19 protein-coding genes are annotated in these 23,383 nt (G+C 35.4%); 4 read left to right on the forward strand and 15 right to left on the reverse strand.

The window, feature by feature from the left end; all coding sequences use genetic code 11:
• Positions 1-56: 56 nt before the first annotated feature.
• From AC1RPY_RS04045 to AC1RPY_RS04075, 7 genes are all read right to left on the reverse strand, one after another.
• Complete coding sequence (locus tag AC1RPY_RS04045) at positions 57-806, reverse strand: WxL domain-containing protein (protein ID WP_481761467.1); 750 nt, start codon at positions 804-806, stop codon at positions 57-59.
• 51 nt (positions 807-857) lie between these two features.
• Entirely contained in the window at positions 858-1,619 is a 762-nt protein-coding gene (locus AC1RPY_RS04050) for a WxL domain-containing protein (RefSeq protein ID WP_481761468.1), read from the reverse strand.
• A 27-nt stretch (positions 1,620-1,646) separates the two neighbouring features.
• Positions 1,647-2,360 (reverse strand): WxL domain-containing protein, encoded by a 714-nt coding sequence (locus AC1RPY_RS04055; protein ID WP_481761469.1) that lies wholly within the window; start codon positions 2,358-2,360, stop codon positions 1,647-1,649.
• 79 nt (positions 2,361-2,439) lie between these two features.
• A complete protein-coding gene (locus tag AC1RPY_RS04060) occupies positions 2,440-5,013 on the reverse strand; it encodes a hypothetical protein (RefSeq protein ID WP_481761470.1) in 2,574 nt (857 codons plus the stop codon).
• Positions 5,014-5,503: 490 nt separating this feature from the next.
• The gene (locus AC1RPY_RS04065) at positions 5,504-8,002 is read right to left on the reverse strand and encodes a hypothetical protein (RefSeq protein ID WP_481761471.1); all 2,499 of its coding nucleotides are present in this window, start codon (positions 8,000-8,002) and stop codon (positions 5,504-5,506) included.
• A gap of 279 nt (positions 8,003-8,281) precedes the next feature.
• The gene (locus tag AC1RPY_RS04070; protein WP_481761472.1) at positions 8,282-9,346 is read right to left on the reverse strand and encodes a WxLIP family cell surface protein; all 1,065 of its coding nucleotides are present in this window, start codon (positions 9,344-9,346) and stop codon (positions 8,282-8,284) included.
• The gene (locus AC1RPY_RS04075) at positions 9,339-9,974 is read right to left on the reverse strand and encodes a WxL domain-containing protein (RefSeq protein WP_481761474.1); all 636 of its coding nucleotides are present in this window, start codon (positions 9,972-9,974) and stop codon (positions 9,339-9,341) included. The genes AC1RPY_RS04070 and AC1RPY_RS04075 overlap by 8 nt, the downstream gene beginning before the upstream one ends.
• A gap of 210 nt (positions 9,975-10,184) precedes the next feature.
• On the opposite strand from AC1RPY_RS04075, the gene AC1RPY_RS04080 reads away from it, so the two are divergent.
• The 4 genes from AC1RPY_RS04080 (at position 10,185) to AC1RPY_RS04095 (ending at position 13,420) form a co-directional block, all read left to right on the forward strand.
• Entirely contained in the window at positions 10,185-11,657 is a 1,473-nt protein-coding gene (locus tag AC1RPY_RS04080; RefSeq protein WP_481761475.1) for a helix-turn-helix domain-containing protein, read from the forward strand.
• A complete protein-coding gene (locus AC1RPY_RS04085; protein ID WP_409022196.1) occupies positions 11,650-12,069 on the forward strand; it encodes a hypothetical protein in 420 nt (139 codons plus the stop codon). Before AC1RPY_RS04080 ends, AC1RPY_RS04085 begins: the two co-directional genes overlap by 8 nt.
• A gap of 112 nt (positions 12,070-12,181) precedes the next feature.
• Positions 12,182-12,775 carry an ATP-dependent Clp endopeptidase proteolytic subunit ClpP gene (gene clpP, locus AC1RPY_RS04090; RefSeq protein WP_409022195.1) on the forward strand — a complete coding sequence of 198 codons (594 nt, stop codon included), beginning with the start codon at positions 12,182-12,184 and terminating at the stop codon, positions 12,773-12,775.
• A 126-nt stretch (positions 12,776-12,901) separates the two neighbouring features.
• Positions 12,902-13,420, forward strand: coding sequence for a DsbA family protein (locus AC1RPY_RS04095; protein ID WP_481761625.1), 519 nt, complete (start codon positions 12,902-12,904; stop codon positions 13,418-13,420).
• Between the two features lie 62 nt (positions 13,421-13,482).
• Here AC1RPY_RS04095 and AC1RPY_RS04100 read toward each other — a convergent pair whose 3' ends face one another.
• From AC1RPY_RS04100 to uvrB, 8 genes are all read right to left on the reverse strand, one after another.
• Entirely contained in the window at positions 13,483-13,734 is a 252-nt protein-coding gene (locus AC1RPY_RS04100) for a kinase to dihydroxyacetone kinase (RefSeq protein ID WP_481761476.1), read from the reverse strand.
• A gap of 26 nt (positions 13,735-13,760) precedes the next feature.
• Positions 13,761-14,699 carry a DNA-binding protein WhiA gene (gene whiA / locus AC1RPY_RS04105; RefSeq protein WP_409022193.1) on the reverse strand — a complete coding sequence of 313 codons (939 nt, stop codon included), beginning with the start codon at positions 14,697-14,699 and terminating at the stop codon, positions 13,761-13,763.
• Positions 14,700-14,719: 20 nt separating this feature from the next.
• Positions 14,720-15,739 (reverse strand): gluconeogenesis factor YvcK family protein, encoded by a 1,020-nt coding sequence (locus tag AC1RPY_RS04110; RefSeq protein WP_409022192.1) that lies wholly within the window; start codon positions 15,737-15,739, stop codon positions 14,720-14,722.
• Positions 15,736-16,620: an RNase adapter RapZ gene (gene rapZ / locus AC1RPY_RS04115; RefSeq protein WP_481761477.1), complete on the reverse strand. Its 885-nt coding sequence runs from the start codon at positions 16,618-16,620 to the stop codon at positions 15,736-15,738. Before rapZ ends, AC1RPY_RS04110 begins: the two co-directional genes overlap by 4 nt.
• An 87-nt stretch (positions 16,621-16,707) precedes the next feature.
• The gene (sdaAA, locus tag AC1RPY_RS04120; protein ID WP_481761478.1) at positions 16,708-17,589 is read right to left on the reverse strand and encodes an L-serine ammonia-lyase, iron-sulfur-dependent, subunit alpha; all 882 of its coding nucleotides are present in this window, start codon (positions 17,587-17,589) and stop codon (positions 16,708-16,710) included.
• A gap of 11 nt (positions 17,590-17,600) precedes the next feature.
• Positions 17,601-18,260: a serine dehydratase beta chain gene (locus AC1RPY_RS04125; protein WP_481761479.1), complete on the reverse strand. Its 660-nt coding sequence runs from the start codon at positions 18,258-18,260 to the stop codon at positions 17,601-17,603.
• 101 nt (positions 18,261-18,361) lie between these two features.
• Positions 18,362-21,217, reverse strand: coding sequence for an excinuclease ABC subunit UvrA (uvrA, locus tag AC1RPY_RS04130; protein WP_481761480.1), 2,856 nt, complete (start codon positions 21,215-21,217; stop codon positions 18,362-18,364).
• Between the two features lie 15 nt (positions 21,218-21,232).
• Complete coding sequence (gene uvrB / locus AC1RPY_RS04135; protein ID WP_481761481.1) at positions 21,233-23,236, reverse strand: excinuclease ABC subunit UvrB; 2,004 nt, start codon at positions 23,234-23,236, stop codon at positions 21,233-21,235.
• Positions 23,237-23,383: the final 147 nt, after the last annotated feature.

The raw sequence follows: 23,383 nt of genomic DNA on the forward strand, positions 1-23,383 counted from the left end.
TTAATTTCCCCTTTTATTGATTCCCTCTATTTTTTAATAACCTAGTTGATACAGGTTTACATCCCTGCGTCAGTAATTGTCCATGTTAAATCAGTGGTATATGGTTTAGCTTCTTTAGCTGAATTACCAGGTACGGCTAATGAAACAGCCTTCATTGCTGTATCCTTTGTAGCATCTGCATCATATACACCAAATGAATCTGTCCAAGTACCCATACCTTGACCCTTAGCTGCATTCAAGACTTCAACAGCGCTACCAGGTGTTGCTGTAATTGTAGCATCGGCTATAGCTGGGGTTGTTGCATTAGTTACACTATCCATATTTTTAGAATTTAATTTTTGTGATCCCATTTTTAATACTGCACCATCTAAATCTGCTGAGCCATCATTAAATTGTTTTTCTTGTTTAACTGAAAGTTTCCAACCAGCATTAGTACCACGTTTATCCGTTACTTGTAAGTAAGTAGCATATTTAGCACCACTAACTGCTTTGACAGGTGCAGCGTAGTAAGTTGTATCGTCCCCAGAAATTTTGTTTTCACCAAAATCAAAGTTAGAAACGTAATCAATTGATAATGGTCCATCAGTACCAGGACTAACAGGAGGAACAGTTGGTTCTAATGGATCAACGGGTTTATCTGGATCAACTGGGTTAACGGGTGGTGTTTTATCATCATTTTCTGTAAAACCAATCTTACCTAATGATGTGTAATTTTCTGTATGGTCTGCGGCATGTACAGCTGGTGCTGCAGTTAAACCTAATGTTGATAAAATAATTGCGCTTGTTACGATTTTAGTTGTTTTCATTTTAATTTCCCCTTTTAATTAATAACCTTTTTTTATTGATAGAATTAATTCTTATAAGTTAGCGTCTGTAAGTGTCCATGTTAAATCTGATGTGTATTTTTCTGCGACTTTTTTGCTATCACCAGGGATAGCTAATTTAACAGAAGCTTTAGCTTTATCAGCGTCTTTAGTTGCATTACCGAATGCTTCAACCCAAGTACCAGAACCTTCGCCATCTTTAGCTTGCATAACAACTTTATCACCTGATGCAGAAGAAATTGCAAGGTTATCTGTTAAAATTGATGGTGCTGGTTTTGTACCATTTTTATCAGCATTATTTGCTTCAGGGTTAGATAACGTAATTGTTGTGCCATCTAATACTGATTTTGTTGTTTCACTTGTAAATGCTTTTGATTGTTGAACTGAAAGTTTCCAGCCAGATACTGTACCACGGTTATCTGAAACTTGTAAGAAGTTTGCAAGGTCTTTTTTAGTTCCAGCTGTTGGGTTATCTGTTGTTGCTGCAACTAATTCCGAGTTATATGTTGTATCATTACCTGTTACTTTTTGTGTACCAAAGTTAAAGTTAGAAACGTAGTCAATTGCTAATGGGCCACCAGTACCTGGGTTCACTGGGTCTGTTGGATCGATAGTATGTCCTGGATCTGTTGGATCAGTAATACCAGGGTCTGTTGTTCCGTCATTTTTAGTCAATTCAACGTTACCATGTGATACATAATCTTTTGTTTCTGATGCGTTAGCTGTTGTAACAGCTGTTCCTGTAATACCTAATCCAAGTAATGCAGCGAATAATAATTTATTTGTTTTTTTCATAATATATATTTCCCCTAATCTCTTTTTTTATAGTTTAGCATCTGTCAAAGTCCATGTTAGTTCAGACTTATAAGCCCCTGCTACTTTTTTCGACTCAGCTGGAACAAACAATGAAATACTTTGTTGAGCAGCTGTATTATCTTTACCAAAACGATCCGTCCAGGTCCCCATACCATTGTCCAACTTAGCTGTCATCACAGTAACTGCCTTACCATCTGGCTTAATTGCTGCTTGACTATCCGTCGGTCTATGCAGGTTACTACCATTAACAACACCATTCATCAACGTGATAACCGTTCCATCTAATTTATTTTTACCATTCATAAATGGATTGGTCTGTGCAACGGTTAATTTCCACCCTGCATTTGACCCACGGTTATCCGTTATCTGAACATAGTTTGGATAATCTCCGACTTTACCGTTCTTATCAGCTAACTGGTCAAGTTGTGCATAATAAACACTATCTTTACCAGAAATTTTTTGTTGACTGAATTGTAAGTTCGAAACGTAATCAATCGATAACGGACCTGGCGTCCCCGGATTAACAGGTCTAACTGGTTTTACCGGATCCGTCGGATTAATTGGATTAACAGGTCGTGTTTCATCAGTACTTCCAACTAACTCAATAGTCGCATGCGATTGATAGCCCACTGTATCGCTTGCTGAAACTTGCGTTACGGCGAAACCAACAGGTACCATGCTTCCTAAAAGAATCCCCATAATTGTACTTCTTTTTAGCATCGTATTTTCTCCCCTCGTAAGATTTTGGTAGTTTTTAATATTAGCAATATGCTAACGATTAACATTAATTAAACAAGGTTTATGAATGTGGCGTATCCGCTAATGTCCATGTTATTTCCCCTGTATAGTCCCCTGCTTTAAGCAAAGGGTTATTTCCATTAAGTTGAACGATAATTCCTTTGTCGTTTGCCCAACTTACTTCTTGAGTTACCTCAGATTGCCCTGAACCAACTTCTGCACTGTTTGATTCTATATCTTGCGATTGACCAGATGCATCTATATATGTCAATACACCATTTAACTTAACGTTAGCATCGTTATGCTCCGTTAACGGTGTTGTAAGTTGAGCTGTTAAGGTCCAAGCTTGTTTACCCGCGTTAGAAACTTGTACGCTATTAACATGAGGATCAGGGTCACTACGTTGAACTTTAAAGTCTTCTCCGCTGTAAGGTAACGTAACACCTAAAAAAGAACCGTAATTAGTTGCCCCAGGTCCTTCTGTAATTTTCAATCCACCTGTAACTTCAATGTTAATGGTCTTTTTTAAACCATCCGAATTTTTGATAACTGCCTGATAAATACCATCAGTTGAAGTTTGTTTAAGTGTCGTTGAATCAACGCTTACTTTAGATTCAGCACCAGTTGCTAACAACCATCCTTTAGCTTCACTAGTCTTTAGAATTAATGCAGTCAACTCATCAGTTGTTAATTTTTGAATATCTGCCTGCTTTACGCCAAATCCTTTTGCATAAAGGGCAGAGACTTTATCAGTTGCAGTGTCATCATCAGTTACAGTAACTGGTACAGCTACTTTTGCGATTTCATTTGGTTTAACTGCAATATCTGTTAAAAGCATATCTTGGATGTAAAATCCTACTGTTTTATTATCAAGTGGTTTACCTGATGGATTTGTCCCATCAACAGTTAGTGTATGTGCATTAACTGTTGGTTGATTAATAATTGTCAAATCTTTAATCAAATCCGTCTCGCCTGTCTTAACCGTATCGCCAACTTTGATTGTTTGTGGGATAGCAATTGCGCCTAATTTGAATACGTTAACAGTTATAGTAACTGGTTTTTCTTGACGGTTATTACCTGGATCAACTGCCGTAACTAATAGTTCATTTTTACCTGGACCTAGTTTAGACATATTAACTGGTACAGAATACGGTGTAGGATTCTTCACATCCACTGTAATAGTATCGTAAGGATTCTTTTCTGACGTTCCATCTGGATACCCGATTTCAATATTTCCTTTTGTATCATCTGAATCAGTAACATCTCCTGTAATCTCAACACCTTTTTGATCAGCGTAACCGTTAATTATTGTATTTTTAACTGTCGCAACGGGAGGAGTACTAGGTGTTGTCTCTTTATAAGTAAGGTAAGACCCATTAACAAGTGTTGCACCTGGAGCTAAATCAACTTGATTAGCTTTCATAATGTACGCACTATCATCACCAATTGTTTTACTTGGATTACTAATATTTTCAATTCCAATATTAGTGTTTGCTGCTGAACCTTCCATACCTGTCCCGGCTACCCCCCCTTTAAAGTAGTTATTAAAATTAGCGGGGTTTAGAATCTTATCTTGAGAACCGCCCGTATAATTTGTCCAACCACCCAAAGTAGCATTAGACTCTGGATCTTTCAATCTCACATCCAAAACATGCTTCTGACTAGTACTATCCCCAATCATTTTAAAGCCATCATTAGGTCCAATACTCTGTAAAGGAACTTTATCAGAATCTACAAAAGTATCATTTGTTTCCAAGGCACCTATTTTTTGTGAATCTGAATTATTATTTGTAATACTAAAGTAACGGTAAATACCACCAGTCCTACCATATACTGATTCAAAAGTATAACTAACTTTGTACTTACTATCATACATAGTTGCTTTAAATCCCGTGTTCATACTATTTTTATAAAGATGATAATCAGTAATTGACCCATCTAAAAGTCCACCCTCGATACCAGAAATACCGTTGTCTAGGTAAGCTTCATTCACATTATAACCACGAGCTATTTTGTCGCCCATAATCAGCCCGTGTATAATCGATGGACGCGGATTTTTTCCGGTAGTATACGTATATGACCAAGATGGTAAATTAGGTGAACTATTATTGCTTGCTCTATCTGCGTCATTATTATTCGTCAGTTCACTAGGCTGAAAAGGTTCAATACTATTTCCAAAGTACATAACTGGTTCATTAGGCTTATCAGATCTCCCCGATTGTGAAACAAACGTCTTTGCTACATCAGCTGCGTAATCTTTTGTTTCCCATTTAACAGTAGGTAGAATTTCATCTTTTGGTCCAACATATCCAGCTGCTCGAGTGGTAGCTCGAGTACTTCGTTTAGTTTTTTCTGATGATTTAGCTTTTATTTTTAATTCACTTTTTTTAGTTGTTGATTTAGTTTCTACAGATTCACTTGATAGCGCCTTTTTTTCTGATTCACTTGATTCTTTAATCGTTAACTTACTTGATGTTTCATCTGATGATTCGCTTGACATACTGCTCTCATCGGTTTTAGCAAACACACTAGGTTCTCTATGGCTAGCTCCCCCAGCTAACAATCCTGCAAAAACAGCACTTGTCATAATTGTTGCCGAAACCCATTCTTTTTTTCTGTTTTTATACTCTCTCATTTTTTAGCCCTCCCCAATCCTTGCTTTTAACTTATTAATTATTTTATCAATTTAGTCTATTTGATTTCACTAACATATTGCCAATTCACTACTATCCCCTATTTATCTAGCTATTTCTATTAACTTTTATCAAATATACCTTTTAGCAAAGTTAAAAATTCAACATGTACATGCTTTGTCTTTGATTAACATGTACATATTATATCTTCAATGGTGTACGATGTTAAATCAAATTTTTTATTTTTTTAAAAATATTTGAAAATTAAACAAATAATAATTATTCATAAGTTTTATCTCATCATAAAACGAAAATTATTAAGCCACTAAAATACGAATAAAATTTAGTTATCATTAATTTTTATTAAAAAAATCCATATCAATACTTAGCAGTATTGATATGGATTTACTATTATTTGGGATTGTTATTTAGTTCATAATTAAACTGCTAAAAATATTCAAATCATTTAAGATTAAATTAGAAACTATAACATTAAGGTGTATTCTCTAGTGTCCATGTTATTTCCCCTGTATAGGCTCCAGCTTTAAGTGATGTATTACCTCCGTTAAGTTGAGCGACAATTCCTTTATCCTTATCCCAACGGACTTCTTGAGTTGCCTCAGACTGTCCTGAACCAACTTCTGCACTACTTGATTCTATATCTTGTACACCATTAGCTGAATTTACATACTCCAAAACACCAGTTAACTTATCATTAGCACTATCTGTCAAACCTTTTGTAAGTCGAGCAGTTAATGTCCAAGCTTGTTTACCTGCATTAGAAATATTCACACTGCTATTGGTACTAGAATCACTACGTTGGAGATCAAAATTTTCTCCACTGTAAGGTAATATCACGCCACTGGAAGAACCATAGTCAGTTGCAGTAGGTGCTGATGTAATTTTTAATCCACCTGAGACAGTAATCACAATTTCTTTTGTTTGACCATCAGAATTTTGGATAACTGCTTTATAAAAACCATCACCTGAAGTTGGTTTAAGTTCTGTTGACTTAACACTAACTTTAGATTCGGCACCCGTCGCTATCAGCCAGCCTCTAGCTTTACTATTATTCAAGATTAATGTATCTAAATCACCAGTTGATAAGTTTTGAATATCCGCTGTTTTTAATTCAAATCCCTTGGCATAAAGAGCAGAAGTTTTGTCAAATGCAGTATCACTATCAGTTACGGTAACGGGTACAGCTACTTTTGCGATTTCATTTGGTTTAACTGCAGTATCTGTTAAAAGCATATCTTGAATGTAAAATCCTGCTGTTTTATTATCAAGTGGCTTACCTGATGGATTTGTTGTATCCATTTTTAAGGTATGTGCATTAACTGTTGGTTGATTAATAATTGTTAAATTCTTAATTAAGTCCGTTTCGCCTGTCTTAACCGTATCGCCAACTTTGATTGTTTGTGGGATAGCAGTTGCACCTAATTTATAAAGATTGACTGTTACCGTAACAGGTTTTAACTGTTCTACTTCACTATCGTCAACAGCTGTCACTATTATCTTATTTGAACCTAATTTTAATTTAGAAGTGTCAATGTTTGCACTATAATCAGCACTAGTATCTACCTTACCTGTGTCGTACACATTCTCTGTTGTTCCTGACGTTGACCCATCTGGATAGGTAATTTGAATATAACCTTTACTGCCATCCTTATCTAAAACCGTTCCTAAAACTTTAGGCCTATTAGTTTGACTTGCATAAGCATTAATCGTTTGTTCTTTTACACTTGCAACAGGTGCAACAGCTTCCTTATAAGTTTGATAAGAACCCGTTACGAGTGTTCCTCCTGGTTCCAAAGTTTTCGGATTAGCTTTTATTATGAACCCACTATCGCCTTTAAATGGGTTATCTGGATTCTTAATATTTGAAACGGCAATAATTTTATTATGTGGTGATTTTTCCATTCCAGTTCCAAGTGCACCACCATTGAAATAATTATTTAAATAACCAGTATTCATAACATTTGGTTCATCTCCGCCTGTGTAATTCGTCCATCCACCTAATTTGGTATTATTTCTTGGATCATTTAATTTGAAATTTAAACTATGTGCTGACCCAACCATTTTGAATCCTTCATCCGGGCCTAAGCTTTCAATGGTAACAGCATCCTCATCAACGAATGTATCGACGCCCTCAATAGCTCCAACTGCACGAGCCGTTGTGTCATTGTTAGTAATACTAAAATAGCTATAAACACCGCCACTAGCATCATAAACTTCCTCAAATGTATAACTTAATTTATACTTTGTATCATACATAATTGCCTTAAATCCAGTACCTGTTTTATTTTTAAAAAGTTGATATCCAGTGATATCCTTACCTTTAACTGCAGATTCAATTGTATAAGGAATTGATGAAAAGGATGATACCAACCCGTATCCACGATTACCTGGGACACTATTATTAATAATAATTCCATAAGATTTCCTTGGAACAGGATTTATTCCAGTATCAAACATGTAGGCCCAACCAGACTTATTAAGACCACTGACGGGATCATTATTTAATAACTCATTCATTTGAAAAGGAAAATAATTATTTCCAAAATATAATACAGGTTCGCCAGGTTTATTCTGTGAACCCGACTGTGAAACAAATGCCGTTGCTGACTCCGCTGAATAATCTTTTGTTGTATCCCAGTAATCATCAGGAAATACATCATTTGCTGGTCCAACATACCCAGCTGCTCTAGTACTTAGTTTAGCTTTTGCTGACGGTTTAGCTTTTGTTTTTGATTCACTTTTTTTTATTGTGATTGATTTAGTTTTTAGAGAATCACTTGATATCGCCTTTTTTCCTGATTCACTTGTGGCGTTATCTGATGACTCACTTGACATACTGCTCTCATCAGTTTGAGCAAATACACTAGGTTCCCTGTGACTGGCCCCCCCAGCAAATAATCCTGCAAAAACAGCACTTGTTATAAGTGTTGCTGAAATCCATTCTTTTGTTCTACTGTTATGTTTCCTCATCTTTTATCCCTCTCTAATGCTTAATTATCTTATTTATTTGGTCTTACTATCATATCGTTAAGTCATTGTCATCCCCTATTTTTCTAACAATTCCCATTAACTTTTAGTAAAGTGAAGATACAATATGTACATACTACATCTACAATTATTATGTACATATTGTATCTTCAATGGTGCACAATGTTAAATCACATTTTTTACCTTTTTAAAAATATTTGAAAATAAAAAAGTTATTAATTAAAAGATAATATCCCTTAATTAATAACTTTTTCATTTAAATTATTTAATTTTTTGTTGATACTTTCTTTTTAATCTTCGATTAATCCATAATATAACAAAAACATTAACGATTATCAGTACGAACAAGAGTAATATCCAATAGATCCAGTAATTTGTTTGATCGATTGTAACATCCTTCTCATTCAATATTCTTGCTTTTGATCCACTTACCGTAAATTTCTGTTTAAAATGCCATGCCTGATTTTTAGAAGTCATCTCTGCACTAAGTTCGTAGGTACCACTTTTGAGTAATTCACCAGCAGCTAATGGAATTGGAAAGGTAACCGCACTGGTTGGGGCAATTTGCATGTCCTTATTACTTGCTCGATATAATACTTTTGAACTACCTAACCGTCTGACTTGTGTATTTATTTGAACTTTATTTAAAAACATAGCGCTCTGATTTTCAAATCTCGCAGCAATCACATTACGTGCATTAATTTGTGTGATATCAACCGTTTTTAATTTTACTTGTGCGCTAGTTACAGGTTGTTCTCCATGGAATATTACCGCAGTCGTATATAAATAACGATTATCAATAACCGCTCGTTCTGACTTTGTTTGAGACTGAGCATCATTGTCTTCAATCACCGATATACCTCCCGCAACGACACCTGCAAAAGTCGTATTGGGTAACGCAACATCCAAAGTAACTATTTTTTCACTTTTTGCAGGAACAGTTATACGATTCTGACGAGCTCTAACTGCTTTTACCACTGAGAACGGCTGTTGTGCCAATACTTTACTTTGTGATTCCGCGTACTCCACAACCCCATTATAGTTTGTTGTTGCATCCTTAATGAGGACTTCAAACGTTAGTGATTTATCAATAAGATTAGCTACCTTAATTTTCAGCTGTGTTTTAGTTCCTGGTGCTGCTTTTAAATCAAAATAAGTTTTTTTCTTATCTAATTGATAGTCAGATATCATAGGTTGAACAGAAAAGTCAACTTGGCTGGCATTAACCTGCTTAATGTCCACTCCGAATAAAAATAAAATACTGAATAAAAATAAATAGCCGAATCTTTTAATAAATTTTGTGGTTATCATTTCATTATTATTCATTTGATGGCACATCATTTAATGACCATGTAATTTCACTACGATAGACATCTGTCATCTTAGTTGCCTCACGGGGAATATTCAAAGCGATACTATTTCCTTTAGTTGCCTCATTCCCAAAACGGTAAACCCAAGTGCCGTATCCTTCATCACCTTTTGCGGCAACGACTACTTTATTAGCTCCTACAGACAAATCAAAATTTTTCTTATAAAATCCAGGTTTTTTATCCGCAGAAATGGAAACAAGTTCACCATTACTAAAACTAAGATAGGCACCCGTTAACGATTTATGCGTCTCTTCAGATTCAAATTGGCGACTCTGTTTAGCTTCAAGCACCCAACCATTTTCAGTTCCGCTAAAATTTGAAACTTGAACGTAATTGGGTGTGCTTGCCCCTGTTGCCATATCTTGCGCTTTGGCATAACTTTTTTTATCATTCGAATCAATTTTAGTTGTATTGAAACTAAGGGAAGAAGCAAAATCGACTGTTGTTGCTCCAGATTGAAAATCCATAGACAAATCGGATTGCGCACTACCACGATTAGTTTTCGCCGCTTGAATCGTTGCCTCAGATGCAGTCATATAGAGACCTAATAGTGTTACAAAGGCGCTTAATACTATTTTATTCATAAAGATTTCCCTCTCCCTGTCTAAAAAAATTACTCTTCTGTTATTTCTATAATTTGAATACATATATTAATGACATGTTATTTTATATCACCACTTTTGTCAATTTTTTTAAAAATATGATAATTATTGATTCTAGATTTATATGCAAACCGTTGGCAATTCCCCTATAATGGATAGTACATACTCTTTAATGAGGAGGAATCGCGATAAATGGACTTTATATTTAACAAAGATGATATTCGTAAGTTAGAATTATTTTCTTATCTTGAGAATACTTATGACCAATCTGCTTCGCAAACAGACATCCAAAAACATTTTAAATGGTCAAAATATTATACAGCAACAACTATCAAGTCTTTAGAAGAAGATCTTGTCACTGAAGGATTAGACGATTACTATTTATTAAAAGTTAGCAATAACAAAGTAAGTCTACAAAAAAATGGCTTAGATTCCATCGATCACCTATTACTTCTATACGCTAAGCAGTCACCTCAATTTTTGATGCTGAATGCGCTATTTACTAACCCTAATTTTAGTATAGAATCCTTCACCGAATCGTTATTTTTAAGTGAAGCAACTGGTTATCGGACCAAGAAATTTTTAGATGATATGTTACAAAAATTAGGCTTTAAAATCACTAAAAACTTCCAATTAGTAGGTCCTGAAGAAAATATTCGCTTATTTTTTTATAACCTTTATTTAGCTGTCTATAAGAACTACAACTTCCCATTTAATGAAGAAGTTGATCGTAATTCTAGTTTATTTTCTAACCAATTAATTTCTAGCTTAAATCTTGATCTCACACAAATACAATTATTGAAACTAAAGTATTTTTCAGCTGTTCTCATACAAAGTTTAGCTTCTAATCGAAATGATACTAATCGTTTTGCTGATGTTAATTTTGCTAATTCAGACTCAATCATGTCCAATATTCAAGACTGTCTTCAAGAAAATCCAGGTATTAATGGACTTACGGATGAACAGTTATCAATTGAAACAGTATTTGTTCTAAATTTCCTTTATATGGAAGACATTGTTGACGTTACATTTAATAACTCATCTTTCTTTTCACAAATTGAATCACTCAATAATTTTGTTATTAAAGACTTACAAAAGTTCTTTGATATCACATTAAGTGAACAAAGTTATATGACATTATTTGACGAATTATCTCGTATTCATTTTTCTAGTTACCATAGTGCCCAAATTGATTTTAGTTGGCAAGTTGCCGTAGATAATACTATTTTAAAAGAAAATTATAGTTGGTTTTATATCTTCGTTGACCAATTGATAACTAACTTAACAACGAATGTACCGGATATTTTCAAAGAAAAAAACATTAACATGGCCCGTTTAAAATCAGAATATCTTTTCTTATTCATTCGTTATATTGATTTACCAACCGTTTCAAAACCGGTGCATATAACAATTGATTTTTCAAAAGGGAGTAACTACAATGATTTAATTCACAAAAATCTTGATTCAATGCCCTTCTTTAATTTGGAAGTTAACTACAAATTAACAGATCAAACCGATATTTACCTTTCTGACTTCTTGATGGCAGATGTCCCCAGTCGCTACCTAATCTGGAATAGTCCACCATTAGCTTCTGATTGGGAGATATTTGCTAATATGGTTGTGGCTATTCGAACAGATAGTCAGGAGGATATCACTAATGCATAAAAAGTTTAGAACATCCCGCCTAACTAGAATTTCCTTAGCCTCAATCGTAGCTAACTTGTTCATTTTATCCATGTATGTACCCAAACAAATTAAAGCAACACCGCGAAGCGATAGTGAAGATTCTCGTGTAGCTCCTGTGAATCCAATGGATCCCAGAAAAAATGCAGAACCTGTGTCCCCTAAGGTTTCGGCACCTAAAAAACAAAAACCTCGTAAGGTTAAGAAAAAAGTAACAGATAAATCACCAATCGCTTTTGTTTCAACGCAACATTCTGTAACACCTATTAAACCACCTGTAGCCCTTTCAGTATCTTATTCTGGCTACTTGGTTCGTCATTTATCAGGGAACCTACTCTATGGTTCAAAAACAAGGTCATCAGATGCGATTATTTTAAAAGAAACTAAAGAATAAATTTAGTTTATTTTATTTGACCTTTTTTGACCAAGGGTTTAAACTAGCATTACATTAGTTCAAATGCTAATATAAAAAAAGTAAATAATAATAAATTCGGAGGTTTCTAACTATGAATATGGTTCCTACAGTTATCGAACAATCTGCCGGTGGCGAACGTGCCTATGATATCTACTCTCGTCTTTTAAAAGACAGAATCATTATGTTATCTGGTGAAGTTAATGATGATATGGCAAATGCTATTATCGCTCAATTACTTTTCTTAGACGCTCAAGACTCAGAAAAAGATATTTCAATTTACATTAACTCACCCGGTGGTTCTGTTTCAGCCGGTTTAGCTATCTACGATACAATGAACTTCATCAATGCTGATGTTCAAACAATCGTTATGGGTATGGCTGCTTCAATGGCCAGTGTATTGGCAACTGCTGGTACAAAGGGTAAACGTTTTGCATTACCTAACTCAGAAATTATGATTCACCAACCACTTGGTGGCGCTCAAGGTCAAGCAACAGAAATTGAAATTGCTGCTGCACATATCTTGAAAACAAGAACATTGATTAACCAAATTTTAGCTGATGCAACTGGTCAAGATATTAAAGTTATCGATAAAGATACAGATCGTGATAACTTTATGACTGCTGATCAAGCAAAAGAATACGGTTTGATTGATAAAATTATGACTAACAAAAAAGGGCTTAAATAAGCTTTAACGTTTAAGGACACTAACAAGTTAACTTTTGTTAGTGTCCTTTTTTTGAGCGGATAATTATTCAGATGAACCCGTCTTATGCTATACTGACGCTAATAAATGAAGACTGGACTGATAAAAATGGATATTTCAATTATTGATGCTTCAAAAGTAAATCGGGACTTTGGACTTGTGATTGGTAACTCTGACGCGCCAAAAACAATTATTGAGTTTATTAACCTACGTTGCCCCTACTCAAAAGAATGGTTCGAAAAATCTAAAGAGACTTTAGATTCTTATGTTGCAAACGGACGTGTAAAACGTGTCATCAAACTTTTTGATAAAGAAAAAGAATCCTTACAACGTGGTAATGTTGCTCATCATTATCTTCCTTTAGATAATCCGCAAAAATCTTACGATTTAATAACTGAATTATTTAAAACGCAAGATACGTGGAAAGACTTAACACTGGATGAGGTTGCTGCCTATATGGAAAAGACCTTTAGTTTAACTGACGTTTCTGATAAAACTTACATTAACTCAATTATCGCTGAAGCTAACGACGCAAATATTCAATTTGTACCAACCGTTATCGTTGACGACCATATTTTTGATGAATCAATTGATCTAGCTACCTTAAAATCATATTTAGATAAATAAAAAATACGCATATAATTAATAGCTAAGATAAAAGCTATCAGTTATATGCGTATTTTATTTGGTTAACCTTTTAATCCTTTAGATTGTCTGACCATATCTTCAACAACAACATCAAAGATTTCTCCAAGTCCAGCACAATATTCTAATATTTCCCACGGCGCATTCGTATGGAAATGCAGTTTCATTAAATCAGAATCTCCCGCAACAAGTAAACTATCACCTTTGAATTGACGTAAAATCTTATCGTTCAATTGGTCCTCGTCTAATGTACTACCTTCTATTAGTAGTTGCGTATCATATTTAAATGTTATCATGCTATCTCACCTCTTTAAAATTTCGTTTATTTTTCACCAATTCGAACTTTTTCAGCAAATTCGTTAATTTTTCGTAGCCGATGATTAATCCCAGATTTTGAAATTGGACCACCTGGTACTAAATCACCTAATTCTTTCAAACTAACTTCTTGATGAACCAGACGTGTTTCAGCAACTTCTTTTAATTTAGAAGGTAATTGCCCTAAACCAACAGAATGTGCAATAAACTCAATATTAGCAATTTGTTTATTCGCAGCATCCGCCACTTTATTCATATTAGCTGTTTCGCAATTAACCATGCGATTAACTGAATTACGCATATCGCGGACAATCCTAATATCTTCAAACTTCAACATAGCCGTTGTTGCGCCAATTAATGACAAGAAATCAGCAATTTTTTCTGCTTCTTTTAAATAAACGATATAACCACTTCGACGTTCAGTCATTCTAGCGTTGAATCCAAATTTATTAATCATTTCGCAAATTGTTTGATTATGTTCTTCATAGACTGAGTAAATTTCCAAATGATAACGGCTTGTTTCAGGATTATTAACAGAACCACCTGCCAAAAATGCCCCACGTAAATATGAACGCATCATCATATCATCATGGGCCAACAGATCCATTGGTACACCCATTTTAAGTTGCATATCTTCAATGATATCCAGGTCTTTTAAAACAAAATCACTACCTGTTTTTAAACGTACAATATAAATATTATTTTTCTTTAATTTCATTTTACGACGAACTAATAGTTCACTTGTAATGTCATAAAATTCATTTAAAAGTTCATAAATCCGTCTCGCAATTGCGGGATTCTCAGTCTGAACATTTAAAACAAATTGATGATTAATAATACTCAAAGACCCATTCATTCTAATTAACGCCATTAACTCTGCTTTAGCATTATTTTTTCTGACTTTGAGGGTCGTTAATTCTTTTTTCACTTCACTTGCATATGACATTCTTTCACCTTATCTCTGTACTAAATAGTCTTTCTATGTCTTAATTCGCGATTTGGTCGACCAACTAAACGGATTAATTCTTCAACGACTTTATTGCCATCATGGAAGACACCTTGATCTTTTAATTTTAAGAAGTTAGATGAAATCACTCGACAATGTTGTTCCCTTAATCCATTAAAGTCATGTTCAACTTGAATTAAATTCTCATCATATTTTTCTTTATCCATATAACCTTCAGGAACCGGTGCCGTATTCACAAGCACTGTATTCACAAAACATTTACCTAGGTGCCCATTCAAAATACGCACATGATCAGCATCAGTAAAATGTTCTGTTTCACCCTTTTGCGTCATAATATTACAGATATAAACAACTTCTGCTTTTGTTTCAGACAGTGCCTTACCCACATTACCAATAACTAAATTAGGCAAAATACTTGTGAACAAACTCCCAGGTCCAAGGACAATTTGGTCTGCTTCAAGAATAGCTTGAACAACTTCTGGTACAGCTTCTGGCACACTAGTTTCACTTTTTTCACTTGAGGTTACCCAAACACGCTTAATTGATTTTCTAGCGGCAGTTATTTCTGCTTCCCCCGCTAAAAAAGTGCCATCAGAAAATTCTGCATTTAATACTAACGGTTCATCCGCAACGGGATAGACATGTCCATCAACTCTCATCATTTCTGATAATTCTTGGACAGAAGCAAAAACACCATTTTTCATTTCAGTTAGTGCTGCAATAATTAAATTACCAATCGCATGTCCTGCAAAAAATCGATCGGACGTATCAAACCGATACTGGAATATATCTAAATATATTTCTGGTAACTCAGATAATGCGGCAATAACATTACGAATATCACCAGGCGGCACAACATTCACGTAATCTCTGATAATACCTGACGAACCACCATCATCAGCAACCGTTACAATCGCCGTGATATCAGCATTTTTATCTCTTAAACTTTTTAAAATAACGGGTAGCCCTGTTCCGCCACCAATAACGACTATCTTAGGTCTATGTCCACTTCTCGTCATGATCGATTGACCGATTCTTTACTTTTATTAATATCACGGTGTGTAACGTTCACCGGATAGTTAATTTTCAATTCTTCACTCAATCTTTTAGCTAAAGCAACTGAGCGATGTTGTCCACCAGTACAGCCAATCGCAATCGTTAAATTGGTTTTACCTTCAGCTTCGTAGCCAGGTAAAATTGACTCAATTAACGATTCAAATTTGGTATAAAAACCTTCTGTAGCTGGTTGTTTCATCACATAATCATAAACTGCCTTATCTAAGCCAGTTTGTGGTTTTAATTCTGGAATATAGTGTGGGTTAGGTAAGAAACGGACATCCATCACGATATCTGCATCGATAGGTAGGCCATATTTAAATCCGAATGATAAGACTTCAACATGAAAATTAGCTGTTTCTCTGGTTTCAAAATTATGAAAAATCTCTTCACGTAACTGACGTGGTGACAAATTAGTCGTATTAATCACTAATTGTGCTTGTGTTTTAATATCATTTAATAAGTCACGTTCTTTTTCAATGCCATCCATCAGACGGCCTTCCATTGCTAACGGATGCGCACGTCTTGTTTCTTTGTAACGAGAAACTAATTCTGCATCTGATGCGTCAAGAAAGACAATTTTAGTGGTTACAAATTCAGTGTTATCAAATCCTGATAACATTTCGATAATTTCATCATAAAAAGCTCTTGATCTTAAATCCATAACAAGGGCAATTTTTGAAATTTTACCTGACTCTTTTACCAACTCCCAGAACTTAGGTAATAAAGTTGGTGGTAAGTTATCAATACAAAAATAACCTAAATCTTCAAAACTTTGCATTGCGACCGTCTTACCGGCCCCACTCATCCCTGTAATTACAACTAGCTCTAACGTATCTGTCATATTCATTCCTCCAAATCTACTATAATTATTATAACATACCTGGTGTTTCTTTTGTATCTGCGCACAAAAAAAGAGTTGTTTCCAACCCTATATCGTTTCACCAAATATTTTCATTTTAATTGCTTGGCCCGTTGGTGTACTAGCTAATCCACCAATCCCAGTTTCTCTAAGCGAGCTCGGCATACGTTCGCCAATGTCTTTCATAGCCATAATAACTTCATCAGCTGGTACTTTGTTAGATAATCCAGCAAGTGCCATATCTGCTGCCGTTAAAGCATTCACGGCTCCTATTGCATTTCGCTTGATACATGGAATTTCAACTAATCCAGCAACTGGATCACAAACCAGTCCCAATAAATTACTAAGTCCCATCGCAAAAGCCTCTGCACATTGTTCCGGCGTTCCACCAGTAACCTCAACGGCGGCAGCTGCTGCCATTGCTGATGCACTGCCGACTTCTGCCTGACAGCCACCAGTCGCTCCGGCAATCATGGCATTATTTGCCACGATCATTCCAAAGGCACTTGACGTAAATAAAGCTTGTAACATCTTTTCATGTGATAAATTTAATCGTTTTTGTATCATGAAAATAACCCCAGGCAACGTTCCAGATGAACCTGCAGTCGGTGTCGCACAAATAAGTCCCATCGAAGCATTGACTTCATTAGTCGCAATTGCATATTGCATCGCCTCTAAGTTAGCATCCCCAGATAAAGAGTGCCCTTTCTCACGATATTTCCGTAGTAAGACCGCATCTCCACCCGTTAATCCCGTTGCTGAAGAAACGCCTTCACCATTTGATCCCTTTTCAATCGCTTGCTTCATCACTTCAAGATTAGCAGACATTTTTTCAATGATAACGTCTCTAGTTTCACTTGATTGCGCCATTTCTTGTTCAATCATTAATTCTGAAACTAATTTGTGTTCTTTATTAGCAGTTGAAACTAACTCAGCAATACTTTTATACAAGATGGAACCTCCTATTTTAAATAAATGAGATTGTGCGTTAATAATCGCAGTTGCTTAATATCAGTCTCAGTAATATTCTTGGATAAATCATATTCATACATAATATCCTCTGGCATTAACTCAGATTCACTTTGCATAACAATAGTTGTCGATTTTTCGATTTGTTTTTGAATTTTATTTTTATTTACTGGATTAGCTTCCAACACTAGTATCGGTAAACTACCCTTTGGAAAAAATTGTTGTTTTTTTATAGTGAAAGCCCTAATTTCAATTGTGCCACCACCAATTGAGCAACCCATTAATTCGATTTTTTTTGTCTCATTTTCAATCGTTAATTTAACACTATTCGGATGGTTAATTGGACTTGGGTGTGCATCTTCAATAAACTGAATCTCAATCCCCATTTTTTCCGCAATCTGAATTGACTGTGGGCAACGGACATCATCAGGTTCAAAGCCTAATACCCCAGCAACGGTCGCAAAATCAGTCCCGTGCCCGCGATGTGTTTTTGCGAATGATTCATAATAGCGAACTTTTAATTTAGTGATTCTCCCATTAAATAATTGAAATCCAACCTTACCGATTTTAGCGGCACCAGCTGTATGTGAACTAGATGGTCCGATCATAACAGGTCCAATAATATCAAAAACACTCTTATAGTTATTGCCCATGGTCAGCCGTTCCTCCAATTTATTTTATGTCTTCTTTAAAGTTAACACTTTTTAAAAAAAAAGGAATAAAAAAAAGCCAGATTTTCATCTGACTTCTTAATTTATTTATTCATTCTCGCACGATCACGTTCTAAGATTGGTTTTAAATAGTGTCCCGTATAACTTTCAGGCACTTCAGCAATTTCTTCTGGTGTTCCAGTCGCAAGAATCGTTCCGCCACCTTCGCCGCCTTCTGGACCTAAATCAATTAAATAGTCAGATGTTTTAATCACATCTAAGTTATGTTCAATAACCAAGACTGTGTTACCCGCATCAACCAAACGATTTAAAACGCTAAGTAGGCGTTTAATGTCATCTGTATGCAAACCAGTTGTTGGTTCATCAAGAATATAAAAACTCTTACCATTTGATTGACGATGTAATTCAGAAGCTAACTTCATCCGTTGCGCTTCACCACCTGATAATGTTGTTGCCGATTGGCCTAACGAAACATAGCCCAAACCAACATCAACAATTGTCTGCAGTTTACGTCTGATTTTAGGAATTGGTTCGAAGAATTTCAAAGCTTCGCCAACTTTTAAATCTAAAATATCAGAGATTGTCTTACCTTTGTAAGTCACTTCAAGTGTTTCAGAGTTATAGCGTGCCCCGTGACAAATTTCACATGGCACATAGACATCTGGTAGGAAATTCATTTCTATTTTAATAATCCCGTCACCTTTGCAGGCTTCACAACGTCCACCTTTGACATTAAAACTAAAACGACCTTTTTTATAACCACGTAATTTTGCTTCGTTAGTTTCCGCAAATAAATCACGAATATTATCGAAGACGCCTGTATAAGTTGCGGGATTACTTCTCGGTGTTCGACCAATTGGACTTTGATCAATATTAATAACACTTTCAATATTTTGAACACCAGAAACTGATTTATATTTACCTGGTTTTTCAGAATTTCGATTTAACTTTTGTGATAATACCTTTTTCAAAATACCATTCACTAAAGTTGATTTACCGGAACCTGAGACACCTGTAACTGAAATGAATTTACCTAAAGGAAAATCGACCGTTACATTTTTTAAGTTATTCTCTTTTGCGCCGGTAATTCGAATCTTCTTACCATTGCCAGCACGTCGTTCATCAGGTAATGATATAAATTTCTTTCCTGATAAATATTGTCCAGTTAATGATTTGCGACTCTTTTTAACTTGTGTGGGCGTTCCAGCAGCAACAATTTCACCACCTAATTCACCAGCACCAGGACCAACATCAATTAAATAATCAGCAGCCATCATGGTATCCTCATCATGTTCAACCACAATTAAAGTATTACCCAAATCACGCATTTTCTTAAGTGATTCAATTAAGCGATCATTATCACGTTGATGCAACCCGATTGAAGGTTCATCTAAAATATATAAAACACCCGATAAATTAGAGCCAATTTGCGTGGCTAGTCGAATCCGTTGTGCTTCTCCACCTGAAAGTGTTCCTGCAGAACGTGATAATGTCAGATAATTTAAGCCAACATTTTGTAAGAATGTTAAGCGGTCACGAATTTCTTTCAAAATAGGTGCTGCAATAATTGATTCTTTTTCTGACAAGTTAACGTTATCAAAGAAAGGTAAGCCGTCACCAATTGAAAGTGCGGAAATTTTACCAATATGTTGGCCATTAATTTGGACGGCTAATGCTTTACGATTCAAGCGGTAACCGTGACATGTTTGACACGTTAAGCTGGTCATATATTTACGCATTTGTTCACGCGTAAAGTCACTATTAGTCTCCGTATGACGACGACTAATATTTGTAATAACCCCTTCAAATAATGCATCTACATCACGAACGCCACCAAAGTCATTAGCGTAATGGAAATGAAATTCACGTGTTCCAGCGCCATTCAAAACAATATCACGTTGTTCATCTGTTAACTTTTCAAATGGCACATCCATTGGAATTCCAAAAGCTTCTGCAGCTTGGGCTAACATCGATGGGTAATATTGCGAACTAATAGGATTCCATGGCTCAATTGCCCCTTCTGCTAGCGTTTTAGTTGGATCTGGAACGACTAAATCTTCATCGACTTCTAACTTCATTCCTAAACCATCACAAGTTTCACAAGCACCAAATGGTGCATTAAATGAGAACAAACGTGGTTCTAATTCTCCAACTGTAAATCCACAAATAGGACATGCATAATGTTCGGAAAATTGAATTGTTGCACCATCTGTATCACCATCAAGAATATCTGCAGTGGCGTAGCCAGAAGATAAACGTAATGCTGCTTCAAATGAATCAAATAAACGTGAGCGAATGCCCTCTTTGACAACAATCCGATCAATCACAATATCAATAGAGTGTTTGACCTTTTTTTCAAGATCAAATTCTTCATCAATATCATGAAGCTCGCCATCAACTCGAACACGGACGAATCCTTCTCGTTTGATCGTTTCAAATATCTTTTTATGTTGTCCTTTTTTATTGCGAATAATAGGTGATAAAATTTGAAGTTTTGTACGCTCTTTTAACTCTAAAACACGGTCAACCATTTGTTCAACGGATTGACTCGTGATTTCATGACCATCATTTGGACAAATTGGATGTCCAACTCTAGCCCATAATAATCTTAAATAATCATTAATTTCAGTGACTGTCCCAACTGTTGATCGTGGGTTTTTTGAAGTTGTTTTTTGGTCAATCGAAATAGCAGGTGATAACCCATCAATTGAGTCAACATCTGGCTTATCCATCTGCCCTAAAAATTGACGTGCATATGCTGATAAACTTTCAACATAGCGACGTTGTCCTTCAGCATAAAGTGTATCAAAAGCTAATGAGCTTTTCCCTGATCCTGAAAGTCCCGTAATCACAACTAATTTATCTCTTGGGATAGTGACATCCACATTTTTTAAATTATGCGCACGCGCACCATGGATCACAATTTTATCATTTTTCAAGAAATATCCCCCTATTTATAACATTTGTGTTTTTAATTCTAATACCGTATCACGCAATGATGCAGCTGTTTCGAAATCTAATTTTTTAGCTGCTTCTTTCATTTGTCCTTCTAAGCGATCAACCATATCTTGTTGTTCCTTTTTATCCATATCCAAAAATTCAGTTTCGGTAAAGGTTTTAACAGTTCCTGAATTATCTTCAATTTTTGTTGGCGTAATTAACTCACGAATGGCTTTTTTAATCGTAGTTGGCGTAATATGATGTTCCTCATTATATGCCATTTGGACATCACGGCGGCGTTGCGTTTCTTCCATTGCGCCCTTCATTGAATCCGTCACTTTATCAGCATACATAATCACTCGTCCGTTTTCGTTACGAGCTGCACGACCAATTGTTTGAACTAGAGAACGTTCACTACGTAAGAAACCTTCTTTATCGGCATCTAAAATTGTCACTAATGACACTTCAGGAACATCAATACCTTCACGTAATAAGTTAATTCCAATTAAAACATCATATGTGCCTAAGCGTAAATCGCGAATAATTTTCGTTCGTTCCATCGTTTTAATATCACTATGCAAGTACGCAACTTTCATCCCCAACTCTTTCAAATAATCAGTTAAATCTTCTGACATTTTCTTGGTTAATGTTGTGACAAAGACACGTTCATTGCGTTCAATACGTAAATTAATTTCGCCAACTAAATCATCAATTTGGCCCATAATTGGACGAACTTCAATGATTGGATCTAGTAATCCAGTTGGTCGAATAATTTGTTGAACAACATCTGACGTCCGTTCCATTTCGTAAGGTCCTGGTGTTGCAGACATATAAATGACTTGATTAACGTGCTCTTCAAATTCCGCAATCGTTAATGGTCGGTTATCCAGTGCACTAGGTAAACGGAATCCGTAATCTACTAACATTTGTTTACGAGCGCGATCACCATTGTACATCCCTCGAATTTGAGGCATGGTTACATGAGATTCATCAACTACGATCAAGAAATCTTTGGGAAAGAAATCAATTAATGTATATGGAGGTTCGCCAGGTTTACGTCCATCCATATGGCGGGAATAGTTTTCAATTCCGGATGTATAGCCCATTTCACGTAACATTTCTAAATCATAAGTAGTTCGTTGATCGATACGTTGGGCTTCTAATAATTTATCTTCATCTTTTAATTCTTTTAATCGATCAGCCAATTCAACTTCAATACCTTCAATGGCATGATCCATCACATCATCATTCGTCATGAAATGCGTTGCGGGGAAAATAGCCATGTGTTCAAGTTCACCCATAACTTCACCTGTTAATGAATCAACTTCACGAATACGATCGATTTCATCGCCAAAAAATTCAATACGAACAGCTTTTTGATCACGAGATGCTGGGAAAATTTCCACAATATCTCCATGAACTCTAAACCGACCACGTTGAAAATCAATATCATTTCGTTCGAATTGTATATCGACTAATTTTCTAAGTAAATCATCACGTTCCATTGTCATTCCAGTACGCAATGAAATAACATGATCACGATATTCTGTTGGATCACCTAATCCAAAGATACTTGAGACAGATGCAACAACAATCACATCATTACGTTCTAATAATGAACTTGTTGCAGAATGTCGTAATTTATCAATTTCATCGTTAATACTGGAATCTTTTTCAATATACGTATCACTTGAAGGAACGTAAGCTTCTGGTTGGTAGTAATCATAATAACTCACAAAATATTCCACCGCATTATTCGGGAAGAATTCTTTTAATTCACCATATAATTGTCCAGCCAATGTTTTATTATGCGCAAGGACTAATGTGGGACGATTAACTTCTTTAATCACATTTGAAATGGTAAACGTCTTACCCGTTCCCGTTGCACCCAGTAATACTTGTTCTTTTTTACCATCATTTAATCCATCAACTAAAGTTTTAATCGCATTCGGTTGGTCTCCAGTTGGTTCGTACTTTGAAACTAAGTCAAAAACGCCATCATCATGTCTATCAATCAAGTTAACCCCTCCAATACAATCATTTTTAGAAATTAAAAAAAGCCTGGAATAACCTACCCAGGCTCATTTAAAAATGATTATTCTCTACTAATTATATTAGCATACCGAACATACTTTCGCACGTTATCTCACTTATTTTTTCAGAAT

Source organism: Dellaglioa sp. CoH-56-MRSF-12, assembly GCF_056782075.1.

What these genes read in the sequence shown, in the direction of transcription:
- AC1RPY_RS04045 (WP_481761467.1), bottom strand. Translation starts at nt 806, where the DNA reads ATGAAAACAACTAAAATCGTAACAAGCGCAATTATTTTATCAACATTA.
- AC1RPY_RS04050 (WP_481761468.1), bottom strand. Translation starts at nt 1,619, where the DNA reads ATGAAAAAAACAAATAAATTATTATTCGCTGCATTACTTGGATTAGGT.
- AC1RPY_RS04055 (WP_481761469.1), bottom strand. Translation starts at nt 2,360, where the DNA reads ATGCTAAAAAGAAGTACAATTATGGGGATTCTTTTAGGAAGCATGGTA.
- AC1RPY_RS04060 (WP_481761470.1), bottom strand. Translation starts at nt 5,013, where the DNA reads ATGAGAGAGTATAAAAACAGAAAAAAAGAATGGGTTTCGGCAACAATT.
- AC1RPY_RS04065 (WP_481761471.1), bottom strand. Translation starts at nt 8,002, where the DNA reads ATGAGGAAACATAACAGTAGAACAAAAGAATGGATTTCAGCAACACTT.
- AC1RPY_RS04070 (WP_481761472.1), bottom strand. Translation starts at nt 9,346, where the DNA reads ATGAATAATAATGAAATGATAACCACAAAATTTATTAAAAGATTCGGC.
- AC1RPY_RS04075 (WP_481761474.1), bottom strand. Translation starts at nt 9,974, where the DNA reads ATGAATAAAATAGTATTAAGCGCCTTTGTAACACTATTAGGTCTCTAT.
- AC1RPY_RS04080 (WP_481761475.1), top strand. Translation starts at nt 10,185, where the DNA reads ATGGACTTTATATTTAACAAAGATGATATTCGTAAGTTAGAATTATTT.
- AC1RPY_RS04085 (WP_409022196.1), top strand. Translation starts at nt 11,650, where the DNA reads ATGCATAAAAAGTTTAGAACATCCCGCCTAACTAGAATTTCCTTAGCC.
- clpP (WP_409022195.1), top strand. Translation starts at nt 12,182, where the DNA reads ATGAATATGGTTCCTACAGTTATCGAACAATCTGCCGGTGGCGAACGT.
- AC1RPY_RS04095 (WP_481761625.1), top strand. Translation starts at nt 12,902, where the DNA reads ATGGATATTTCAATTATTGATGCTTCAAAAGTAAATCGGGACTTTGGA.
- AC1RPY_RS04100 (WP_481761476.1), bottom strand. Translation starts at nt 13,734, where the DNA reads ATGATAACATTTAAATATGATACGCAACTACTAATAGAAGGTAGTACA.
- whiA (WP_409022193.1), bottom strand. Translation starts at nt 14,699, where the DNA reads ATGTCATATGCAAGTGAAGTGAAAAAAGAATTAACGACCCTCAAAGTC.
- AC1RPY_RS04110 (WP_409022192.1), bottom strand. Translation starts at nt 15,739, where the DNA reads ATGACGAGAAGTGGACATAGACCTAAGATAGTCGTTATTGGTGGCGGA.
- rapZ (WP_481761477.1), bottom strand. Translation starts at nt 16,620, where the DNA reads ATGACAGATACGTTAGAGCTAGTTGTAATTACAGGGATGAGTGGGGCC.
- AC1RPY_RS04125 (WP_481761479.1), bottom strand. Translation starts at nt 18,260, where the DNA reads ATGGGCAATAACTATAAGAGTGTTTTTGATATTATTGGACCTGTTATG.